Genomic DNA, 21144 nt, shown 5'->3' on the forward strand with positions numbered 1-21144 from the left:
TTAATTACTCAACTATTTTAGTAACAACACCTGAACCAACTGTTCTTCCGCCTTCTCTTATAGCGAATCTTAATCCTTCATCCATTGCTACTGGTGTTATAAGTTCTACATTCATGTCTATGTGGTCTCCAGGCATTACCATTTCCATTCCTTCTGGTAACTTGATTGTTCCTGTAACGTCTGTTGTTCTGAAGTAGAATTGTGGTCTGTATCCATCAAAGAATGGTGTATGTCTTCCACCTTCTTCTTTCTTTAGTACGTATACTTGGCCTACGAACTTCTTATGTGGATTTACGCTTCCTGGCTTTGCTAATACTTGACCTCTTTCAATTTCTGTTCTCTGTATTCCTCTTAATAGTGCTCCTATATTATCTCCTGCCATTGCTTGATCAAGAAGCTTTCTGAACATTTCTACTCCTGTACATACTGTCTTCTTTCTCTCTTCGCTTAATCCTACTATCTCTATTTCGTCTCCTACCTTTAGGATTCCTCTTTCTACTCTTCCTGTTGCTACTGTTCCTCTTCCTGTAATTGTAAATACGTCTTCTACTGGCATTAAGAATGGCTTATCTGTTGCTCTTTCTGGTGTTGGAATGTAGCTGTCTACTGCTTCCATTAAGTCAAGTATGCACTTTGATGCTTCTGGATCTGTTGGGTTTTCTAATGCTTTTAATGCTGATCCTGTTATTATTGGAATATCATCTCCTGGGAAGTTATACTCATTTAATAATTCTCTTACTTCCATCTCTACTAGTTCTAATAATTCTGGATCATCTACCATATCTGCTTTATTTAGGAATACTACTATGTAGTCAACTCCTACTCTTGATGCTAGTAATATATGCTCTCTTGTTTGTGGCATTGGTCCGTCTGCTGCACTTACTACTAGTATTGCTCCGTCCATTTGTGCTGCTCCTGTTATCATGTTCTTTACATAGTCAGCGTGTCCTGGACAATCTACGTGTGCATAGTGTCTATTGTCTGTTTGATACTCTACGTGTGCTGTATTGATTGTTATTCCTCTTTCTTTTTCTTCTGGTGCCTTATCTATTTCGTCATACTTTGTTGCTTCTGCATATCCCTTTTGTGATAATACTGTTGTTATTGCTGCTGTTAATGTTGTCTTTCCATGGTCTACGTGTCCTATTGTTCCAATGTTTACGTGTGGCTTATTTCTTTCAAATTTTGCCTTTGACATTTTTGTTTCCTCCCTTGTTTATAATACACTCACCCTGGTGTGTTGTTATGTAATAATATTATTTGGAGCCCATAACCGGGATTGAACCGGTGACCTCCACCTTACCAAGGTGACGCTCTGCCGACTGAGCTATATGGGCAATTTGCTGCTCTGGAGCGGGTGAAGGGAATCGAACCCTCGTAACTAGCTTGGGAAGCTAGCACTCTACCATTGAGTTACACCCGCCTGTATGCAACTATATGTCACATACCAGTTATTAATTTTAATATAAACACTCTTATATGTCAATATGTAATTTTTTACTTTCCAAACAAACTTTTTTCCAGCTTCCTTTTTACTCTCTGCAAGGCATTATCTATAGATTTTGCATGCCTGTTTAAGTCACAGGCAATCTCCTGATACGACTTGCCATCAAGATAAGAAGCCAATACTTCCATCTCCAAATCTGACAATATTTCTCCAATTTCCTCTTCTATATGCTTTAACTGTTCTTGACTTATTATAAGCTCTTCAGGATCTGTTACCTTAGCCATTGATAATATGTCAAGTAAAGTTCTATCCGACTCTTCATCATATATAGGTTTGTTCAAAGATATATATGTGTTAAGAGGAATGTGCTTTTGACGGGTTGCTGTTTTGATAGCAGTAATAATTTGCCTTGTTACGCAAAGTTCCGCAAAAGCTTTAAAAGAAGAAAGCTTATCCGGCTTAAAATCTCTTATAGCCTTATAAAGACCAATCATACCTTCCTGATAAATATCTTCCTTATCAGCACCTATCAGAAAGTATGATTTAGCTTTTGCTTTTACAAAATTTTGGTATTTATTAATTAAATATTCTTGGGCGTATACGTTGCCTTTTTTTGCTTCTATAACAATTTCCTCATCTAATTTATCTTCAAACTTACAAAATTTTTTGACGTAATTCACCGTTTTTTCCAAGATATCCCCTCCAAAGCATCCCACACCTATCATGATTATACCCTACACTTAAAATTTACGTCAAGAAATTTTATCTACTTCTACGTATTTTATCAAGCTTTTCCAAAACATCCTTTTGAATTCTATCTTCTAACAGATTCCTCTTTTCTGAGTAATTTTTATTTGCTCTAGCTCTAATTTTGTCTTCTGTTTCCTTCACTTCAAAATAAAACTCCATTGAGGACATTCTTGTTGCACCCCTTTGAAAAGCTGTCTGCTGTTCTAATGAATCAGAAGTTATAACAGAGACTTCAACTCTCCTTCCAATATTATTTACAGCTCTCTCAATAAAACTATCCGCTGTTTCTCCCTCTTTTGTATACACAACAGTAATACTATCACTTATTTTTTCTTTTTTCTCAAGACTTCCACTTACCATATGTGCGTCAAAAACTATGAAAACTCTATACCCTTTATATGTGGCATAATTTTGAAGATAATCTATAAGTTTTCCTCTTGCTGCTTCAAGGCTATACTCTTTCATACCCCTAAGCTCAGGCCAAGTATTTATAACATTGTATCCATCAACAAAAATATTTCTCACTTTTATTACCTTTTAAGCCTTTGTTTTAAGACTTCATACATCATTATTCCCCCGGCTACAGAGGCATTTAAGGAATTTATTCTTCCTGCCATAGGTATTTTAGTAAGTACATCGCATTTATTTTTAGTTAGTTTTGAAATTCCTTTTCCTTCGCTGCCTATAACGAGTGCTATAGCCCCCGTAAAATCTGCCTCAAAGCAATAGCTTTTGCCATCCATATCAGCTCCATAAATCCATAATCCTTTTTCCTTAAGGTCATCTATTACTATGTTTATGTTAGTCACTTTAGCAATTCTTATATGTTCTACTGCACCAGCAGAGGACTTATATACAACAGGTGTTATTCCAACATTTCTTCTTTTAGGTATTATAATTCCATGAGCTCCGCAAACCTCTGCACTTCTTATTATAGCTCCAAAATTATGCGGGTCTTCAATTTCATCAAGGATAATGATAAACGGTTTTTCTCCCTTCTTTTCAGCAAACTCTAACATATCATCCACTTCAAAATATTTATAAGGAGTAACAATAGCAATAACTCCTTGGTGAGCTCTAGATACAGACATTTGATCAAGTTTTTTTCTGTCAACTTCCTTAACTACTATATCCTTTTCTTTAGCAAGAGCTATTGCCACATTTATCGAACCTTCTAAGTCTCCTTTAGCCACTAAAAGCTGCTCTATAGTTCTATCTGATTTTAACGCTTCAATAACAGCATTTCTGCCCTCAATTATATCTTCTCTGACCGGCAATTCTTCCTTAGCATTAACAGGCACAACTTCTTTTCTAAATGGTCTGTTGCCTTTATCCAACTTCTTTGTTTTCCCTTTCTGTGTTTCTTTTTTCATTTTATCCCTTCCTTATATAAAGTTTTATCTATTTATTCTCCGTTTGATATTTTGCCCTAACTTCTGCAATTTTACCACAAGTCATTTTCCCTTCAGGACAAGGCCCGTTAACACATCCAGGTCCACTATATTTAAATAATGTAGGTGCAATCTTTTTAACCTGCATAAGCATTTCCTCTGCAAGTTCTCTTATTTCCCACTGTGCTCTATTACAGCACCTATGTCTAAAAAAGTTCATCAGGCTTCTTGCATTCATGGTAACTATTATTTTAGTTTCGCAAGCATTTGGAAAAACATATCTTGCATCTTCTATAGCTTTCTTTTCTGCATTTAATGCGTTCATACCTTCATTGATATACCTGTCTTTTAAAATATTTACTAACTCATCATAAGCTTTTTGGCTTTGCTCCATAGAGGCTATAAATACTTCTTTTGCTCTGTCATTTTTTTTAATTTCAGGCGGAATTACATATTCAAACTGATTTAATCTAACATATCTTTGACTCTGCTGTGAAAAAGAAGCTATTCTATGCCTTACTAATTGATGTGTTAAACTTCTTGATACACCTTCTATTGCAAAAGTAAAAGAAACATGCTCTATAGGTGATTCATGCCCATAAGACATAAGCATATTTAAGAATTTCTCTGTGTTTTCCTCTGTAAGATTTTCCATTATATCTTCTACTCCTACAGAACTATAGCAGAGTTTTGCTGCAGAAGCTATTATTTTTTCAGGATCAGGAGTATGTTCCAACAGTTTTACTTTTAACGCCATTTTATCTCCCCCTATACTTTCCACTTCCTTAGTACGATCATTTGTTATTTTCTTTTAAACATACTATCATATTTAAGAAATAATTTAATCTTTCAATCTGTTCAGTTAAATACAAAAAGCCTAATAGACTTTCAAATCCTGTTGCTATTCTATATTCCTGCAAATCTGCATTTTTAGGTACAGTACCAGATTTTGAATTCCTTCCTCTTTTAAATATAATAAGTTCATCTTCTGTCAATTTATCTTCTAAAAATTTCATAAAGTCACTTTGAGCATGAGCTTTTACAAAGGATATAGCTTCTATATGAAGCTTGTGTACAGACAATTCTCTATTTTTATCCACTAAGTATGTCCTTATAAAAACTTCATATATAGCATCCCCTATAAAAGCTAAAACTAGAGGATTAAGCATTTTTACCTGTTGTATAGTAAACTTACCTTTAAGTCTGTCAAACTCCATATTATATTCTAAGCCTTCTTCCATCTTACTCCCTGTGGAGTATCTTCTAAAATAATTCCTCTATTTTTTAAATCATCCCTTATCTTATCAGCAAGAGCCCAGTTTTTATCCTTTCTGGCTTGCTGCCTTTGTGCAATAAGAGCTTCAATCTCCTCTTCAAGGTTTCCCTTAGTTGATTTTTGAAGTATTCCCAAAGGCTTTCCAAATTCTCTTATAAGCTCTAATGCAAGTTTAACCAATTCCTTAGAGGAATTTACTGTTATATTTGTGTTTATATCTCTCACTAAGTCGAATATTACAGAAATACCATCTGCAGTATTGAAATCATCATCCATCTTTTCTATATATTTATCTCTATAGCTGCTTAAAGAAGCTGCATAAGCTTTTTCTTCCTCGCTCATGCTATCAGTTTTTACTTCTTCTAAAAGATTTTCAAGATTTCCAATAGCATTGTAAATTCTTTCAACAGCAGCTTTAGCTGAATCTAAAAGTTCAACACTAAAATTAAGCTGTGTTCTATAATGTCCTGAAAGCATAAAAAATCTTATAACGTCAGCATCGTATTTTTCTAAAACTTCTCTTGCTGTGAAAAAGTTATTTAGAGATTTAGACATCTTTTGATTATTTACATTTATAAAAGCAGAGTGCATCCAATAGTTTGCAAAAGGCTTACCAGTTCTAGCTTCACTTTGAGCAATTTCATTTTCATGATGTGGAAATGCTAAATCTTCTCCACCAGCATGAATATCTATTGTTTCCCCCAAAAGCTTATGAGCCATACAGGAGCATTCAATATGCCAGCCAGGTCTTCCCATACCCCATGGACTTTCCCAGGCAGGTTCACCTGGTTTTTGGTTTTTCCAAACTGCAAAATCCATTGGATCATTTTTTCTTTCGTCGACACTTATTCTTGCACCCGCTTGAAGCTCTTCTAAATCCTGTCCAGATAATTTACCATATCCATAAAACTTTTTAGTACTAAAATATACGTCTCCATCAACTTCATAGGCATAGCCTTTATCTATTAAATCCTTAACAAACTCTACAATTTCTCCAATAAACTCAGTAGCTCTTGGATTAACAGTAGCTCTTTCTATGTTTAAAGCATCCGCATCTTTATAGTACTCATTTATATATCTGTCTCCCAGCTCCTTAACTGTAGTATTTTCTTCATTAGCCTTCTTTATCATTTTGTCATCTATATCAGTAAAATTCTGAACAAACTTTACTTTATAACCTCTGTACTCTAAATATCTTCTAAAAGCATCAAATACTATAAAAGTTCTTCCGTTTCCTATATGAAATAAATTATATACCGTTGGACCGCATACATACATCCTTACTTCCCCTGGTATTATAGGAACAAACTCTTCTTTTTTTCTTGTAAGAGTATTGTATATTTTCATTCTATAATCCTCCTTGTAAAAGCTAATAAACACATTGTGTAATTTTTGTTTATTAATTATTATATAATATTCTACCACACAATAACTTTCTACACGATATTTAATATAATACTAAAAAATATACATATTTTCCATAGTATATTAAACAAAATAAAAACCCACCCTAAAAGGGTGAGTTACAATACTCCTACCATACAATATCTAAATAATCCAAAATTTTCTCGCCAATAAACAAATCCTCTGGTGTTGTTAATTTTATATTTTTGTAGCTTCCTTCATAAAGATAAACCTTATGTCCGCAATGCTCAACAACGCTAGTATCATCGGTTACTTTCAAATCTTTTCTTAAAACTTCTTCATGACAGCTAAGAATTAAATCGTATTTAAAACACTGTGGAGTTTGTACAGAAAAAAGTTTATTTCTATCCAGAGTACTTTCGGAAAATTTTTCCCTATCCATTACTTTGATAGTATCTTTAGGCTGAACTCCACAAGTACAAGCTCCAAATTTTTCTGCATATTTTATTCCATCTTCTATAACTCTTCTTTCAACAAAAGGTCTAGCACCGTCATGAATTAAAACAATATCACAAGAAGCTGCTTTTAACCCATTATAGACAGAATATTGTCTTTCAACTCCACCTTGTACTACAGCTGAAACTTTTTTTATAGAGTATTTATCAATTATTTCACTTCTACAATAATCAATTTCATCTTTAGCTGTAACGACTATTATTTCATCTACTAAATCACAACTTTCAAAAGCTTTTAAAGTATAGTATAGTACTGGCTTATTTTTTATATGAAGGAATTGTTTATTAATATTTGCTCCCATTCTTGTACCTTTTCCAGCTGCAACTATAATGGCACATATCTTATTCATACTTTAGTCCCTCAATTCTAGTTTATAACCTCTGATTCCTCTTTTTGTCTTGCAAAAATCATTCTTCCAGCTGCTGTTTGAAGCACAGAAGTAACTATTACATCAATAATCTCACCAATATGTTTTCTTCCACCCTCAACTACTATCATTGTACCATCATCAAGATAAGCAATTCCTTGTCCTGATTCTTTACCATCTTTAATTATTTGAATTCTCATTTCTTCACCAGGTAAAACTACCGGCTTAACTGCATTTGCTAATTCATTGATATTTAGCACAGGCACTCCCTGAAATTCTGCTACCTTATTCAAATTATAATCATTAGTTATAACTTTACCATTTAAAACTTGTGCTAGCTTTAAAAGTTTACTATCTACTTCAACAATATCCGGAAAATCTTTTTCATATATTTGCACATCAATATTCAATTCCTTTTGGATTTTATTTAAAATATCCAATCCTCTTCTTCCTCTGTTTCTTTTTAAACTATCTGAAGAATCTGCTATATGCCTTAATTCCTCCAGTACAAAATTAGGTATTATAAGTGAACCTTCCAAAAATCCTGTCTGACATATATCAAATATTCTTCCATCTATTATAACAGAAGTATCTAAAATCTTAGCATCTCCCTTTAAAGCATTCTTGCTCTTTTTCTCTTTCGATCCACCTGTTTTTTTAATATTTGAAAAGAAGGATGTCAGCTCTTCTCTTTTCCTTACAGCTACATCAGCACCAATAAGTGCCATAATAATTGCTATGATAACAGCTATAATAGTCCAAAAAAATGATACATGTGCAAAAAGTACCCCTAGCAAAGATGCAATAACAAGACCTACAATAGCACCAACAGTACCAAAAATAATTTCATTTGCAGGTATTTTTTGAACGCTTTTTTCAACATAATCAACAGCAGTAAAAATAAGCTTATTAATCCAAGGAGATACTAAAAATAAAATAAATCCAAAAATTAATGTACAAAATACTAAAAATAACACCTTTAAAATAATGCTGTTATTAAAATAATTTAGCCTTGGAAAAAAATCAGGATTTAATAGTATTTTACCAATTAAAAATCCAAGTACTAATCCTGTTGCAGTAAAAAGACTCCTAAAAATCTTTTTCAGCAATAAAATCACCTCCTTTTAAATTATTAACAAATTTTACAAATTTAAATCCTTTAATATTTAATATATCTTAATAAAATATTTTTTGCAAGAATTGACAGCCTTATTTAATAATTTATTTAATTATTTTCTCCCTAAGTCACTAATAATTTTAAATGCTTCATTAAAACTTATATCTAAAACCAGCATAATTTCACTAGAAACTAACGATTCAACTTTAGTTAATATTTTTTGCTCACCTAAAGGCATTATTCCCTTTCTTTTTAAGTAATATAAATCCCTGAGCACTTCACACTCTATATCAAATTTACCTGTATATATTTTTTCATTATTTTCTCTATACCTTTTATTCCATTTATTTTCTATATTATAAGGTTGCTGATTAATAATTTTCAAACACTCTTCTAGTTTATCCTTTGTTATAATTTCTCGTATTCTATAAGCTTCAATTCTGTTAATCGGAATTGATAAACAAATATTATCAATCATCAATATAACATCAACAAACTTATATATTGTATCATAAACTTTTCTAAATTCTATATTTTTTATTATTCCCGCTCCATAATTTGGCACAAAAACTTTATTCCCAACAGTTAACATACTATTCCCCCTATCTTTAAAAACGTTCTTGCTTTATTATATAAATATAAATAAAAATTTGTCCTATGGTTTGTTGACAAAATTATCCGAAAAAATTTATAATTACATTATAAACAGAATTTTTAAACTTTTTTAAGGAGTTGAGACCCAAATGAAAGATGTTATCTTTGACGATTTTCAAAACTCTGTCAGTGAATCTCTCTTAAGACATAGGAGTATTTTAGATATAATGACAAAACTTCAAGAATCCGATGCTAGAATTAACAGAGCAGTTGCTAAAGCTGTTACAAATTGTGGCTGCATACATATAGAAGCAAATAAACAAAAAATACCTGATCCAAAAGAGGATATTGATATATCAGATTTAAAAAATCATTTTCAAAGTCATTTAAAAGGTTCGGCATGTGATAATTGCAGAGATGTTTTAGAAAGAGAAATTGGAAATCATCTATTCTATGTGGCATCATTATGCAATCTTTTAGATTTAAACATGTATGATATACTTTTAAAAGAGTATGATAGAATTGATACTTTAGGAAAGTTTTCCTTAAGATAAACAAAAACAGCACCACTATTTGGTGCTGTTTTTGTTATTTAAATTGGCTTATCAATCATTATCTGTTCTCTAAGTCTTCTCAATCCATTTTTAATAGCTTTAGCCCTTGCTTCCCCTATTCCCTCTACCTTATCTAACTGTTCATAAGAAGCTTCCATTACGCCTTTAAGTTCTTTAAATTTCTTTATTAAATTTTCAATAACTCCTGAAGGTATTCTTGGAATTTTATTTAACATTCTAAAACCTCTTGGCGAAATAAGTGTATCTACTAAAGGTACCCCAGCATATCCAAATATTTTAGCAAGTGCATCTAAATCTAATAACTCTTCGGAAGATAAATTTTGCAGCTGCTTATATATTTCATTATAATCTAAATTGCTTTGACAATAATCTCTAATAAGAAATATTTCATCCTGTTCTACAAATTTTACTAATTCGTTTAGCTGCATAGAAATAAGTCTTCCTTCATTGCCAAGTTCACAAATGTATCTCTCTATTTCTCCAACAATTCTCATAACCATTTCGGTTCTTTGTATAACAGTTATAACATCAAACATAGTTGCCAAATCCTGAAACTCTAAAAGATTCAAATTGCTAATAACTCTATCTAAAACTGATACGTATTTTTCCAATGTTTGTATTGCCTGATTAGCTTTACTAAGAATAACACTGCTGTCTTTTAGTATATACTTAACATTGCCCTTATAAACTGTAATAATATTTCTTCTTTGTGATATAGCAATAACTATTGCTCCAGTAGTTTTTGCTACTCTATCAGCAGTTCTGTGTCTAGTCCCTGTTTCGAAAGTTGGTACACTAGACTCTGGTACAAGCTGAGTATTAGCATATAAAATTTTTTTCAAATCACTGCTGATTACAATAGCCCCGTCCATTTTAGCAAGCTCATACAAATAGGTAGGTGTATACTCAGAATTTATAAAAAATCCTCCATCTACTATATCTAATACTTGTTCATTATCCCCTACAACTATAAGTCCACCTGTTTTGGCTCTTAATACATTTTCCAGTCCTTCTCTTAAAGGTGTACCAGGAGCCATAATTTTAAGTATATTCATTAGCTCTTTATCTTTTTCAATTCTCACAAAAATCACCCTTTAAAAAACTTTATTTATAGCCTCTTTAAGAGAAGAAATTAGTATAACTTTAGCATCCTTAGTTTTAATTTTCTCTCTATTTCTATATGGAATAACTACATTTTTAAATCCCATTTTAAGTCCTTCATTAACTAATCTATCACAATAGGAAACAGGCCTAACTTCCGCTGTAAGACCTACCTCACCTATTATAAGTGCCTTTTCTAAGTTTAATTCTTTACCTTTTATACTAGAAATTAGTGCTAAAGCAAGACCTAAATCTCCATAAGTACCATCTATGTTAAGTCCACCTACTACATTAACATATACGTCGCAATTGTAAAAGGGGATTCTAAGCTTTTTTTCAAGCACCGCTAAAATTAAATTTAATCTAGAGTTATCTATACCTACAGCTGTTCTTCTTGGCATAACAGCTTTTGTTTCACTTACCAAAGCCTGTATTTCAACTAGAATAGGCCTTGTACCTTCCATAATTCCTATTACAACTGCTCCTTCTTTTGTCGCACTGCTATCCTCAAGAAACACTCTAGAAGGATCAGTTATCTCTCTCAATCCTGCATTTGCCATTTCAAACACACCAATTTCACTTGTTGTTCCAAAACGATTTTTCACAGTTCTCAATATCCTAAAATCTTCTGTTCTCTCTCCTTCAAATGAAAGCACAGTATCCACCATATGTTCTAAGACTCTTGGGCCAGCCAGTTCCCCTTGCTTAGTTACATGAGCTACTATAAAAAAAGGTATATTTCTAGTTTTGCCCATGCGCATTAAATCACTGGAACATTCTCTAACCTGTGAAACACTGCCAGGTGCAGAGGTTAAACTGTTTTTAAACAAAGTTTGTATAGAATCAACTATTACAAAAATTGGCTGAATTTCAGCTATATGTTCTTCTATAACATCAATATTAGTTTCAGATAAAATATAGAGCTCTGGAGAAGTAACTCCCAATCTGTCTCCTCTCATTTTTATCTGTTCTTCTGACTCTTCCCCCGATACATACAACACTTTTCCATACTTTTTAGCAATATTATCAGCAGTTTGCAAAAGCAAAGTTGACTTTCCTATACCTGGATCACCAGAAATAAGTGTAAGAGACCCTCTAACTAAACCGCCTCCTAACACTCTATTAAGCTCTGATATTCCAGTATCAAATCTTTCATATTCACCAGACTTTATATTAACTATACTTTTAGGTTTATTTCCACTGCTTATAGTAACTGCTCTTGTAAAGTCCGCATTAGAAGTTTTTTGTTCTTCTACCATACTGTTCCAAGATCCACAGCCTGGGCATTTCCCAAGCCATTTTGGATTTTCATAGCCGCAGCTTTGGCATACAAATATATTTTTAACCTTTGCCATATAAATATCACCTTTAGCTTTATAAGATTATACTATTATACCCGTTAATAATTATAGTTTCAATTGATAAATAAAATTTAAATTTTCTCTTTAACTAAACTTAATTAAACATATAAAGAAAGCCCGCAAAATCATTATAATTCAGATTTTACAGACCTCTTCTACTATTACATATACTCAATCTCATTACTTGTTATATCTTTTAACAGGGACATAAAACCTAAGTCTTATGTCCCTATCATATAGTCAATTATTTAATAAACTAAACTCTATTAAACTTCAATTCGTTATCATCTGCGGTAACCTTAACCTTATCTCCTGTCTTTATGTTACCTCTTAATATTTCTTCAGATAATTTATCCTCTACAGCCTTTGTTATAGCTCTTCTTAAAGGTCTTGCTCCATAGGTTATATCATAACCTTCTTTAGCAAGATGTAATTCTGCACTTTCGTCAAATTCAAGCTCTATTCCTTGGTCTTTAATTCTGTCAGATACAGTTTTAAGCATAAGCTTAACGATATATTTTAAATCTCCTTCAGCAAGCTGATGAAATACTATAATATCATCTATTCTATTTAAGAATTCAGGTCTGAAGGAACGTTTAAGTTCATCCATAACATTATCCTTCATCTTCTCATACTCATTTTCTGCTTCCTTTTCACTATAGGCTGAAAAACCAAGAGTTTTCTGCTTCTTAATTGTGCTTGCTCCAACGTTTGAAGTCATTATAATTATAGTGTTTTTAAAATCCACAGTTTTGCCTTTTCCATCTGTAAGTCTTCCATCTTCAAGAATTTGAAGAAGAATATTAAATACATCTGGATGAGCTTTTTCTATTTCATCAAACAGCACTACAGAATAAGGATTTCTTCTAACCTTTTCAGTCAGCTGTCCTCCTTCATCGTAACCTACATATCCTGGAGGTGAACCTATAAGTCTTGATACTGTATGCTTTTCCATGTATTCAGACATATCTATTCTAATCATGCTGTTTTCATCACCAAACATAGCTTCAGCAAGTGCCTTTGAAAGCTCAGTTTTACCTACTCCAGTTGGTCCAAGGAATATAAAAGAACCTATTGGTCTTTTTGGATCCTTAAGTCCAACCCTTGAACGTCTAACTGCTCTTGATATAGACTTTACAGCCTCTTCCTGACCTATAACTCTATTATGAAGAATTTCTTCCAGCTTTAAAAGTCTTTCTGATTCTTTTTCTGTTAATTTCTCAACCGGAACATTAGTCCATCTTGAAACTACTGCAGCAATTTCCTGCTCACCTACTATATGATGTGTAGAACCTTCATTTTGTGCCTTCCAGTTGTACTTTTCATTTTCCAGCTTATCTTTTAATTCCTTTTCTGTATCGCGAAGTCTGGCTGCCTTTTCAAAGTCCTGCACTCTTATTGCATCTTCCTTCTCCTTTGTAACCTTCTCAATTTCTTCCTCAAGCTGTTTTAAATCTGGAGGTGCGGTTAAATTTGCAATTCTAACTTTGGCTGCTGCTTCATCTATAAGATCTATAGCCTTATCTGGAAGATATCTATCTGTTATATATCTATCTGATAAATTTACAGCTGCCTCTATTGCTTCATCTGTAATCTTTACTCTGTGATGAGCCTCATATTTATCTCTAAGCCCTCTAAGAATTTGAAGTGCTTCTTCTTTAGTTGGCTCTCCAACTGTTACTGGCTGAAATCTTCTTTCTAGAGCAGAATCTTTTTCGATGTACTTTCTGTATTCGTCAATAGTTGTAGCTCCTATACATTGAATTTCACCTCTAGCTAATGCGGGTTTTAATATGTTGGAAGCATCTATTGCTCCTTCTGCGCCACCCGCACCAATTATTGTATGAATCTCATCTATAAACAAGATTACATTACCGGCCTTTCTAATTTCCTCCATTACCTTTTTAAGTCTATCCTCAAATTCCCCTCTGTATTTTGAACCCGCTACCATAGATGAAAGATCTAATGTTACTACTCTCTTATCCTTTAATATTTCAGGAATATTACCTGATACAATTCTCTGAGCCAACCCTTCAACAACTGCAGTCTTACCTACTCCAGGATCTCCTATTAAGCAAGGGTTATTCTTTATTCTTCTGCTTAATATTTCTAAAAGCCTTTGAGTTTCCTTATCCCTTCCTATAACAGGATCAAGCTTTCCTTCTGCAGCCATACCTGTTAAGTCCCTTCCAAACTGATCAAGAGTAGGAGTGGACTGGCCTGCTGCCTTGTGAGGAGCTGCAGTTCCAGCATTGGGCTGTTCTCCTGGTGCACCTGTACCTCCAGAAAGACTAGCTGTAATTTCTTTTCTCAAATTCTCCATATTTGCCCCTAAATTACTAAGTATTGTAAATGCTACTCCTTCTGATTCTCTAATTAGTGCCAGTAGTATATGCTCTGGACTTATATAATTATGGCCTAAATTTCTAGACTCTAACAGACTTAACTCTAAAAGCCTTTTAGTTCTAGGTGTAAGAGGTATTTCATTTTTATAAAGGTCCGCATCTCCCTTACCTTCATATTCCTCTACAAGATTTCTAACCTTTTCTATAGTAATACCAGAATTATTTAAAATCTTTCTTGCTACTCCGCCTTCTTCTTTTAATATACCAAGTAGTATATGTTCTGTACCTACATATCCATGTTGAAAGCTTTGTGCTTCCTGCTGAGCATAAGCTATAACCCTTTGTGCTCTTTCTGTAAACCTTGAAAACATCATAAAAATCACCACCTATAAATTATTATATATTATTTCCGCCAAGCTTTTGCCTAACAAGCCTAGCTCTGTTATAGTCTCTGTCTCTATCTGATAATTCTGAGTTTGCAATAAGCTGCAGCGTTGATGGCTGAGTTTCAACCAATAAGGAATTTAACACATCAATGCTTACATCTTTAATTATTCCCATTTCTACCGCCATTCTTACATTAGAAACAAGATTTAAACATTCTTTTGTGCTTAAAAGTACAGCTGATTTTAAAACTCCAAGAGATCTGTAAGCTTTATCCTGAATTTCGTATTTATAACTTTTCATAAGCTGCTGTCTTGACCATTCTTCCTTAGTTATTATTTGATTAACTACAGCCTTTAAATTACTAATAATTTCTTCTTCACTTAGTCCTAAAGTTACCTGATTAGATATTTGATATAAATCACCCTCTGCCTTTGAACCTTCTCCAAAAAGACCTCTTATTGTCATACCTACTTGAGTAACAGCATTTAATATCTTAGTCATATCATTATTCATAGAAAGTGCAGGAAGATGAATCATGACAGAAGCCCTAAGCCCAGTTCCTAAATTAGTAGGACAAGCAGTTAAATAACCTAATTTTTCATCAAAAGCATAATCAAGCTTTTCCTCAAGAAGATTATCAAGCTTATTTGCAGTATCATAGGCTTCATCTAAGTTAAACCCTGCTGTTATACACTGAAGCCTTATATGATCTTCTTCGTTTAACATAATACTCACAGTTTCATCTTTATCATATATAAAAGCAGCTTTATTATTATTTGATAAAAGCTTGCTGCTTATAAGATGCTTTTCAAAATATGAACCATTTGTAATCTTATCGTTAAGCCACAGATATTTGGTTTTATAAACTTCTTTCATATAAGAGGAACTATAAAAAGCATCTTCAATCCGATTTACTAAAGCTCTTCCCCGTTCAGCCTCAAGCTTGTCTGGAAAAGGTACACTTTTTATGTTTCTTGCCAGTCTAATACGACTGCTCAAAACTACATTATTATTTTCTGAGGCCTTCATCCAATTTTTCATTTTCTTGCCCCCTTTCCTTATTCTTCCTCATTTTGAATAGATTTTATCATATCTCTAATTTCTGCAGCCTTTTCATACTCCTCATTTGCTATAGCCTTTTGCAAATCTTCCTTAAGCTTTGAAAGCCTTCTTTTCTGCATTATATCCTTACCCAGCTTCTTAGGTATCTTACCTACATGTTCTACATTTCCCTGTACTCTCTTAATCACAGGACTGAGACTTCTTCCAAAACTTTCATAACATTCACTGCAGCCTAAAAGTCCATGTCTTTTAAAATTACTATAAGTTGTACTGCAATTCTTACAAATAACATCACTGACTTTATTTATCTGCTCTAAAGGATTCATATAATCCAAAATCCCGCTTAAAATGTTTTGAAACGAAAAGGAATAATCTCCATTAAGTTCTCTTGCACAGCTTTCGCAGAGTCTTTTTTCCTGTTTTATTCCATTTATTATCTGAGTAAAATGAACAGTAGCCTCATTTTTTTTACAATGTTCACAGAGCATACTTCTCACCCCTAAATATATATTCTAACTATTAAATAATAGTCATAACCATAGCTTTTAAAAGATCTGCTCTTAACTTATTTTTATTTTCTAATGTTCCTAATGTTCTGTCATTAATAGCAATTTTCATAATAGCAGCTTCTCTTGCAGTTATTATTTCAGCGTCCTGAAGACCGTTTATAATCTGTACACTGCTGTCATAGGTTAAACTGTTGCCTATCTTTTCATTTATGGCATCTAATAGAGTTTTCCTATGGTTAAACTCTATCTTTTTGATTACAATATATCCTCCTCCACCTCTTCTGCTTTCTATGTAATAACCTTTATCGATTGTAAATCTTGTTGTCAAAACATAGTTAATTTGAGAAGGAGCACAGTTAAAATAATTTGCAAGCTCATTTCTTTGTATCTGCAATTCACTTTCATCGTTTTTCTCTACTAACTGCTTTATAAATTCTTCGATTATATCTGATAGCCTAGCCATTTAAAAGCCTCCTTCTGACTTTGACTTTCTTTGACTTTAATTATATATTATAATTCTCCTTTGCTTTTTTCAACGATTAAAATGCCTTGAATTTTATCAATAAATACCATTAACTAATATTATCTCCTAAAATTTATAAAATATTTAATTTTTCTCTCATTTTTAAAAATATCATCAACAATATTTTAGGAAATATTGTTATGTTGTCCCGTAAACTTTTATTGTTTGGCAGATAAAACATAAATCCTCCAATATATTTCTATATATATTATTAACTAATGGGCACAATATATTTGTGCACCTCCCTGGCACTATATTTAATTCTGAAAGGAGAACTTTCTATGAACGATAATAATTTACAAGAAACAAAACAATTAAATGCACAAGCAAGAGCAAATTCAACTCCTGATGGTAAATCTAAGGTTAGCTTAACTCAAAAAACAGGTATCTCAAGCTTTTCTAGCAGTATTGAAAACTTCGACATCCAAGAAACTAAAAAATTAAATCAACAGTCAAGAGCAAAAAAAAATCTTAAGTAATAAAATTATCAAGGCAGGCTTATCCCCTGCCGCCTATCTTCATAATAAAACAATATTTTTTAGCTCATTTATTGAATTTATAGTATAGTCTGGTTTTTCTTCGTAAGATATATTATTAGTATTATATAAACAAACTTTTATTCCTGCATTTTTGGCTCCAATTATTTCTAACTCCCTGTCTCCCACAACTAATACTTTTTCCTTATCAATATTATACTTGTTTAAAACATATAAAAATCCTTCTGGATCAGGTTTTCTTTTAAATCCATTCTGTTTTGTAATTATATCTGTAAAAAGTGTTTCCATTTGATGAACCTTCAAGTAATCATAGGTGCTCTTATCTCTATGAGTTACAATAAAATTCCTGCCTCCATTTTTTGAAAATTCCTCACAAAACTCTTTTGCATAAGGAAATGGCAAGACATCTTCTGGATTTATATTATTATCATAGTAATGAAATCTGCCTTCTAAGTCGCCTTCTATTTTGTAAATTTCCTTAAATTGTTTTACAGCATAAGTAGAAGCAATTTTCATATAACTTAGTATATTTTCCTCACTCTCATTTACTCCAAAATCCCGTAATGCCATTTTAAAGGCTTTTGTCATGGAAGGATAAGTATCAAATAAAGTCCCATCAAAATCCCATATTATGTCTGTAATCATATGAACCTCCTTATAAAACAAAAGACTAAGCCGTCAAACTTAGTCTTATTCTTTATAATCACCAAAGCTTCTAAACTTATCATATCTTTTATTTAAAAGCTCTTCAATATTGCATTCACATAACTTAGGAACTACCTCTTCCAGTGCAGTCATAATATTCTGTGCAGTTTCTTCTACACTCTTATGCGCTCCGCCAAGAGGTTCCTTAATTATTCTATCTATTATTCCAAAGCCTTTTAAATCTTCAGCAGTAATTTTCATAATTCCTGCTGCTTCCTTTGCCCTGCTGCTGTCTTTCCAAAGTATGCTTGCAAAGCCTTCTGGAGAAAGTATTGAATAAATAGAGTTTTCCAGCATCCAAACCTGATCTGCTACTGCCATAGCAAGTGCTCCTCCACTTCCACCTTCTCCTATTACTATTGATACAATAGGTGTTTTAAGGTTTGCCATTTCCATAAGATTTCTTGCTATAGCCTCTCCTTGACCTCTTTCCTCTGCACCTAAACCTGGGAAAGCACCCGGAGTATCAACAAAACATATTACAGGTCTTCCAAACTTCTCTGCCTGCTTCATAAGCCTTAAAGCTTTTCTATATCCTTCAGGATTTGGCATACCAAAGTTTCTTTTTATATATTCTTTAGTATCTCTTCCTTTTTGCTGTCCTATTATTGTAACAGGCCTTCCATTCAGCCTCCCTATACCACCAACTATAGAAGAGTCATCTCCAAAATACCTATCTCCGTGAAGTTCTATAAAGTCCGTAAAAATTCTTTCTATATAATCTAAAGCTGTAGGTCTTTCAACAAGCTTTGCAAGAGTTACCTTTTCCCAAGGAGTTAAGTTAACGTAAACTTGGCTTTTCATGCTTTGCAGTTTAGTCTCCATCTTCTCAATTTCAGAAGATAAATCAACCCCATTATCTTTTGAGAAAGCTTTAAACTCTTCTATTCTTTTAGATAATTCTTCTATCTTCTTTTCAAATTCTAATGCTGCCAAAATCTCACCACCTTAAACTCTATGCAGGCTTAGAAGCTGTGCCAAAGTTTCCTTTAACTTCTCTCTTTTAACTACAGCATCTATAAAACCATGCTGAAGCAAAAATTCTGCAGTTTGAAAGCCTTCTGGAAGACTCTGTTTTATAGTCTGCTCTATAACTCTCCTGCCTGCAAAACCTATTAATGTTCCTGGCTCAGCTAAAATTATGTCTCCAAGCATTGCAAAGCTGGCTGTAACCCCTCCAGTAGTTGGATCTGTAAGCACTGGAATATATAAAAGTCCTGCCTCGTTATGTCTAGCAATAGCTGCACTTACCTTTGCCATCTGCATCAATGAAAACATACCCTCTTGCATTCTTGCACCGCCAGAAGCAGTAAATATAACAACAGGAAGCTTTAATTTTGTAGCTCTTTCGATTGCTCTTGTGAGCTTTTCACCTACTACAGATCCCATACTACCCATCATAAAACGGCTATCCATTACCCCTATTATGACTTCTTCTCCATTTATTTTTCCTTTACCTGTTACTACAGCTTCATTTAATCCTGTTTGTTCTTTTAAACTTTCCAATTTTTTATCATAGCCTGGAAAATCCAAAGGATTAGCACTTAACATAGCTCTATCAAGTTCAATAAAGGTTCCTTCATCTATAATAGAGTTAATTCTGTCTGGTGCAGGCATTCTAAAGTGCTTGCCGCATTCCTTGCAAACAAGCATATGCTTTTCTAAATCTTTTCTATAAATAGCTTTTCCACAGCACTCACATTTCACCCATAATCCACTAGGAATATTTGGCTTTTGTTCTTCCTGACTATCTACAGTTGCTGCACCTTTAGGAATATTAGCAGTAGTCGTTTGATTTACAGTTATATATTTAGTTTTCTTAAATAATCCATTAAGCACTGGCTATCACCAACTTCCACTTAAAATAAAGGCGACACACCTGAAGGTGATGCCCCCTATTATATAATTTATTTAATTCCCAATACTTTACCTATAAATCCGGTATCAAAGTTTCCACTTAAGAAAACATCGCTGCTTAAAATTCTGAACTGAAAATCTATATTAGTATCCACACCATCTATGACAAACTCACCAAGAGCTCTTTTCATCCTATTTATAGCTTCCTCACGAGTTTTTCCATGGACAATAAGCTTACCTATCATTGAATCATAGGTTGGTGGAATAGTATATCCTTGATAAGCAGCACTATCAAGCCTTACTCCAAGCCCTCCTGGTATGTGAAGTCTTTCTATTTTACCTGGAGAAGGCCTGAAACCTAAATCAGGATTTTCAGCATTAATACGACATTCAATAGCATGACCGTTTAAATTTATATCTTTCTGCTCAAGTTGAAGCTTCTCTCCTGCTGCTATCTTTATTTGCTCCTTAATAAGGTCCACCCCTGTTATCATTTCGGTTATAGGATGCTCAACCTGAATACGGGTATTCATTTCCATAAAGTAATACTTTCCATACTTATCTACAAGAAACTCAATTGTACCTGCATTCTTATAACCTACAGCTTTAGCTGCTCTGACAGCAACTTCACCCATTTCTTTGCGGAGAGCTTCAGTCATAACAGGTGATGGTGCTTCTTCTAAAACCTTCTGATTTCTTCTTTGAATAGAGCAGTCTCTTTCTCCTAAATATATAGTATTACCGTAGTTATCTGCTAATATTTGAAACTCTATATGTCTTGGATTTTCAACAAATTTCTCAACATACATTGTGTCATCGCCAAAAGCATTTTTAGCTTCTGACTTTGCAGTTTCAAAGGCATTAGCAAACTCAGAACTGTCCTTTACTATTCTTATACCTCTTCCACCGCCACCTGCTGAAGCTTTTATCATAACAGGATAGCCTATTTGTTCTGCAAGAGCTAAACCTTCCTCTACAGTTGCAACTGCTCCATTTGAGCCCGGAACAACAGGAACATCCGCTTCTATCATTATTTCTCTAGCTCTTGACTTATTTCCCATCTTTTCTATGCTTTCAGGGTCTGGTCCAATAAACACTATATTGCAGGCTCTGCACATTTCAGCAAACTCGCTGTTCTCAGATAGAAAACCAAAGCCTGGATGTATTGCTTCAGCACCTGAAAGTACCGTAGCACTTATTATATTCTGCATGTTTAAATAACTATCTCTTGCCTTTGCAGGACCAATACAAATAGCTTCATCAGCCATTTCTGTATGCAAAGCCTCCCTGTCAGCTTCTGAATAAACTGCTACAGTTTCAATGCCCATTTCCCTACAGGCACGGATAATTCTAACAGCAATTTCTCCTCTATTTGCAATAAGTATCTTTTTAAACATAA

22 protein-coding genes and 2 tRNA genes are annotated in these 21144 nt (G+C 33.3%); 2 read left to right on the top strand and 22 right to left on the bottom strand.

The window, feature by feature from the left end; genetic code table 11:
* Positions 1–4: 4 nt before the first annotated feature.
* The 12 genes from tuf to M2651_RS12080 form a co-directional block, all read right to left on the bottom strand.
* On the bottom strand, positions 5–1198 hold the full coding sequence (gene tuf, locus M2651_RS12025) for an elongation factor Tu (protein WP_252132597.1): 1194 nt from the start codon (positions 1196–1198) through the stop codon (positions 5–7).
* Between the two features lie 63 nt (positions 1199–1261).
* Positions 1262–1337 (bottom strand) — tRNA-Thr (locus M2651_RS12030).
* A gap of 12 nt (positions 1338–1349) precedes the next feature.
* Positions 1350–1423: transfer RNA gene (locus tag M2651_RS12035), tRNA-Gly, on the bottom strand.
* Between the two features lie 74 nt (positions 1424–1497).
* The gene (sigH, locus tag M2651_RS12040) at positions 1498–2172 is read right to left on the bottom strand and encodes an RNA polymerase sporulation sigma factor SigH (RefSeq protein ID WP_434062151.1); all 675 of its coding nucleotides are present in this window, start codon (positions 2170–2172) and stop codon (positions 1498–1500) included.
* Between the two features lie 37 nt (positions 2173–2209).
* The gene (locus tag M2651_RS12045) at positions 2210–2722 is read right to left on the bottom strand and encodes an NYN domain-containing protein (RefSeq protein ID WP_252132599.1); all 513 of its coding nucleotides are present in this window, start codon (positions 2720–2722) and stop codon (positions 2210–2212) included.
* 5 nt (positions 2723–2727) lie between these two features.
* Positions 2728–3570 carry a 23S rRNA (guanosine(2251)-2'-O)-methyltransferase RlmB gene (gene rlmB, locus M2651_RS12050; protein WP_252132600.1) on the bottom strand — a complete coding sequence of 281 codons (843 nt, stop codon included), beginning with the start codon at positions 3568–3570 and terminating at the stop codon, positions 2728–2730.
* Positions 3571–3598: 28 nt separating this feature from the next.
* Positions 3599–4345 carry an FAD-dependent thymidylate synthase gene (gene thyX, locus M2651_RS12055; protein ID WP_252132601.1) on the bottom strand — a complete coding sequence of 249 codons (747 nt, stop codon included), beginning with the start codon at positions 4343–4345 and terminating at the stop codon, positions 3599–3601.
* Between the two features lie 37 nt (positions 4346–4382).
* Entirely contained in the window at positions 4383–4805 is a 423-nt protein-coding gene (locus tag M2651_RS12060; protein WP_252132649.1) for a Mini-ribonuclease 3, read from the bottom strand.
* A gap of 8 nt (positions 4806–4813) precedes the next feature.
* Positions 4814–6211, bottom strand: coding sequence for a cysteine--tRNA ligase (cysS, locus tag M2651_RS12065; protein ID WP_252132602.1), 1398 nt, complete (start codon positions 6209–6211; stop codon positions 4814–4816).
* Positions 6212–6398: 187 nt separating this feature from the next.
* Positions 6399–7094 (bottom strand): 2-C-methyl-D-erythritol 4-phosphate cytidylyltransferase, encoded by a 696-nt coding sequence (gene ispD / locus M2651_RS12070; protein ID WP_252132603.1) that lies wholly within the window; start codon positions 7092–7094, stop codon positions 6399–6401.
* 17 nt (positions 7095–7111) lie between these two features.
* Positions 7112–8221 carry a PIN/TRAM domain-containing protein gene (locus M2651_RS12075; protein WP_252132604.1) on the bottom strand — a complete coding sequence of 370 codons (1110 nt, stop codon included), beginning with the start codon at positions 8219–8221 and terminating at the stop codon, positions 7112–7114.
* A gap of 120 nt (positions 8222–8341) precedes the next feature.
* A complete protein-coding gene (locus M2651_RS12080) occupies positions 8342–8821 on the bottom strand; it encodes a CarD family transcriptional regulator (protein WP_252132605.1) in 480 nt (159 codons plus the stop codon).
* A gap of 151 nt (positions 8822–8972) precedes the next feature.
* Between M2651_RS12080 and M2651_RS12085 the strand changes: the two genes are divergently transcribed.
* Positions 8973–9377 carry a DUF1573 domain-containing protein gene (locus tag M2651_RS12085; RefSeq protein WP_252132606.1) on the top strand — a complete coding sequence of 135 codons (405 nt, stop codon included), beginning with the start codon at positions 8973–8975 and terminating at the stop codon, positions 9375–9377.
* Between the two features lie 38 nt (positions 9378–9415).
* Here M2651_RS12085 and disA read toward each other — a convergent pair whose 3' ends face one another.
* From disA to M2651_RS12115, 6 genes are all read right to left on the bottom strand, one after another.
* Positions 9416–10480 (bottom strand): DNA integrity scanning diadenylate cyclase DisA, encoded by a 1065-nt coding sequence (gene disA / locus M2651_RS12090; RefSeq protein ID WP_252132607.1) that lies wholly within the window; start codon positions 10478–10480, stop codon positions 9416–9418.
* A 12-nt stretch (positions 10481–10492) separates the two neighbouring features.
* Positions 10493–11854: a DNA repair protein RadA gene (gene radA, locus M2651_RS12095; RefSeq protein ID WP_252132608.1), complete on the bottom strand. Its 1362-nt coding sequence runs from the start codon at positions 11852–11854 to the stop codon at positions 10493–10495.
* 262 nt (positions 11855–12116) lie between these two features.
* Positions 12117–14579, bottom strand: a complete 2463-nt coding sequence (locus M2651_RS12100) for an ATP-dependent Clp protease ATP-binding subunit (protein ID WP_252132609.1) — start codon at positions 14577–14579, stop codon at positions 12117–12119.
* 22 nt (positions 14580–14601) lie between these two features.
* On the bottom strand, positions 14602–15633 hold the full coding sequence (locus M2651_RS12105) for a protein arginine kinase (RefSeq protein WP_252132610.1): 1032 nt from the start codon (positions 15631–15633) through the stop codon (positions 14602–14604).
* Between the two features lie 17 nt (positions 15634–15650).
* A complete protein-coding gene (locus tag M2651_RS12110) occupies positions 15651–16142 on the bottom strand; it encodes a UvrB/UvrC motif-containing protein (RefSeq protein ID WP_252132611.1) in 492 nt (163 codons plus the stop codon).
* A gap of 31 nt (positions 16143–16173) precedes the next feature.
* On the bottom strand, positions 16174–16626 hold the full coding sequence (locus tag M2651_RS12115; protein WP_252132612.1) for a CtsR family transcriptional regulator: 453 nt from the start codon (positions 16624–16626) through the stop codon (positions 16174–16176).
* 341 nt (positions 16627–16967) lie between these two features.
* Between M2651_RS12115 and M2651_RS12120 the strand changes: the two genes are divergently transcribed.
* A complete protein-coding gene (locus tag M2651_RS12120) occupies positions 16968–17165 on the top strand; it encodes a hypothetical protein (RefSeq protein ID WP_252132613.1) in 198 nt (65 codons plus the stop codon).
* 39 nt (positions 17166–17204) lie between these two features.
* Here the strand turns inward: M2651_RS12120 and M2651_RS12125 are convergent, their stop codons facing one another.
* The 4 genes from M2651_RS12125 to M2651_RS12140 all read right to left on the bottom strand — a co-directional run bounded on the left by M2651_RS12125 (position 17205) and on the right by M2651_RS12140 (position 21142).
* A complete protein-coding gene (locus M2651_RS12125) occupies positions 17205–17828 on the bottom strand; it encodes an HAD-IA family hydrolase (RefSeq protein ID WP_252132614.1) in 624 nt (207 codons plus the stop codon).
* A 45-nt stretch (positions 17829–17873) separates the two neighbouring features.
* Entirely contained in the window at positions 17874–18824 is a 951-nt protein-coding gene (locus tag M2651_RS12130) for an acetyl-CoA carboxylase carboxyltransferase subunit alpha (RefSeq protein WP_252132615.1), read from the bottom strand.
* A gap of 12 nt (positions 18825–18836) precedes the next feature.
* Entirely contained in the window at positions 18837–19727 is an 891-nt protein-coding gene (gene accD / locus M2651_RS12135; protein ID WP_252132616.1) for an acetyl-CoA carboxylase, carboxyltransferase subunit beta, read from the bottom strand.
* Between the two features lie 68 nt (positions 19728–19795).
* On the bottom strand, positions 19796–21142 hold the full coding sequence (locus M2651_RS12140; protein ID WP_252132617.1) for an acetyl-CoA carboxylase biotin carboxylase subunit: 1347 nt from the start codon (positions 21140–21142) through the stop codon (positions 19796–19798).
* Positions 21143–21144: the final 2 nt, after the last annotated feature.

It is taken from the genome of Clostridium caldaquaticum (genome assembly GCF_023806125.1).
Classification (GTDB): domain Bacteria; phylum Bacillota; class Clostridia; order Clostridiales; family Clostridiaceae; genus Clostridium_AT; species Clostridium_AT caldaquaticum.

Bases quoted from the DNA above. Each gene is read 5' to 3' on its own strand.
- thyX (WP_252132601.1), bottom strand. From the start codon at position 4,345: ATGGCGTTAAAAGTAAAACTGTTGGAACATACTCCTGATCCTGAAAAA.
- M2651_RS12100 (WP_252132609.1), bottom strand. From the start codon at position 14,579: ATGATGTTTTCAAGGTTTACAGAAAGAGCACAAAGGGTTATAGCTTAT.
- M2651_RS12080 (WP_252132605.1), bottom strand. From the start codon at position 8,821: ATGTTAACTGTTGGGAATAAAGTTTTTGTGCCAAATTATGGAGCGGGA.
- rlmB (WP_252132600.1), bottom strand. From the start codon at position 3,570: ATGAAAAAAGAAACACAGAAAGGGAAAACAAAGAAGTTGGATAAAGGC.
- M2651_RS12140 (WP_252132617.1), bottom strand. From the start codon at position 21,142: ATGTTTAAAAAGATACTTATTGCAAATAGAGGAGAAATTGCTGTTAGA.
- M2651_RS12085 (WP_252132606.1), top strand. From the start codon at position 8,973: ATGAAAGATGTTATCTTTGACGATTTTCAAAACTCTGTCAGTGAATCT.
- ispD (WP_252132603.1), bottom strand. From the start codon at position 7,094: ATGAATAAGATATGTGCCATTATAGTTGCAGCTGGAAAAGGTACAAGA.
- M2651_RS12060 (WP_252132649.1), bottom strand. From the start codon at position 4,805: ATGGAGTTTGACAGACTTAAAGGTAAGTTTACTATACAACAGGTAAAA.
- M2651_RS12115 (WP_252132612.1), bottom strand. From the start codon at position 16,626: ATGGCTAGGCTATCAGATATAATCGAAGAATTTATAAAGCAGTTAGTA.
- M2651_RS12120 (WP_252132613.1), top strand. From the start codon at position 16,968: ATGAACGATAATAATTTACAAGAAACAAAACAATTAAATGCACAAGCA.
- tuf (WP_252132597.1), bottom strand. From the start codon at position 1,198: ATGTCAAAGGCAAAATTTGAAAGAAATAAGCCACACGTAAACATTGGA.
- M2651_RS12105 (WP_252132610.1), bottom strand. From the start codon at position 15,633: ATGAAAAATTGGATGAAGGCCTCAGAAAATAATAATGTAGTTTTGAGC.
- cysS (WP_252132602.1), bottom strand. From the start codon at position 6,211: ATGAAAATATACAATACTCTTACAAGAAAAAAAGAAGAGTTTGTTCCT.
- M2651_RS12110 (WP_252132611.1), bottom strand. From the start codon at position 16,142: ATGCTCTGTGAACATTGTAAAAAAAATGAGGCTACTGTTCATTTTACT.
- sigH (WP_434062151.1), bottom strand. From the start codon at position 2,172: ATGATAGGTGTGGGATGCTTTGGAGGGGATATCTTGGAAAAAACGGTG.
- M2651_RS12125 (WP_252132614.1), bottom strand. From the start codon at position 17,828: ATGATTACAGACATAATATGGGATTTTGATGGGACTTTATTTGATACT.
- radA (WP_252132608.1), bottom strand. From the start codon at position 11,854: ATGGCAAAGGTTAAAAATATATTTGTATGCCAAAGCTGCGGCTATGAA.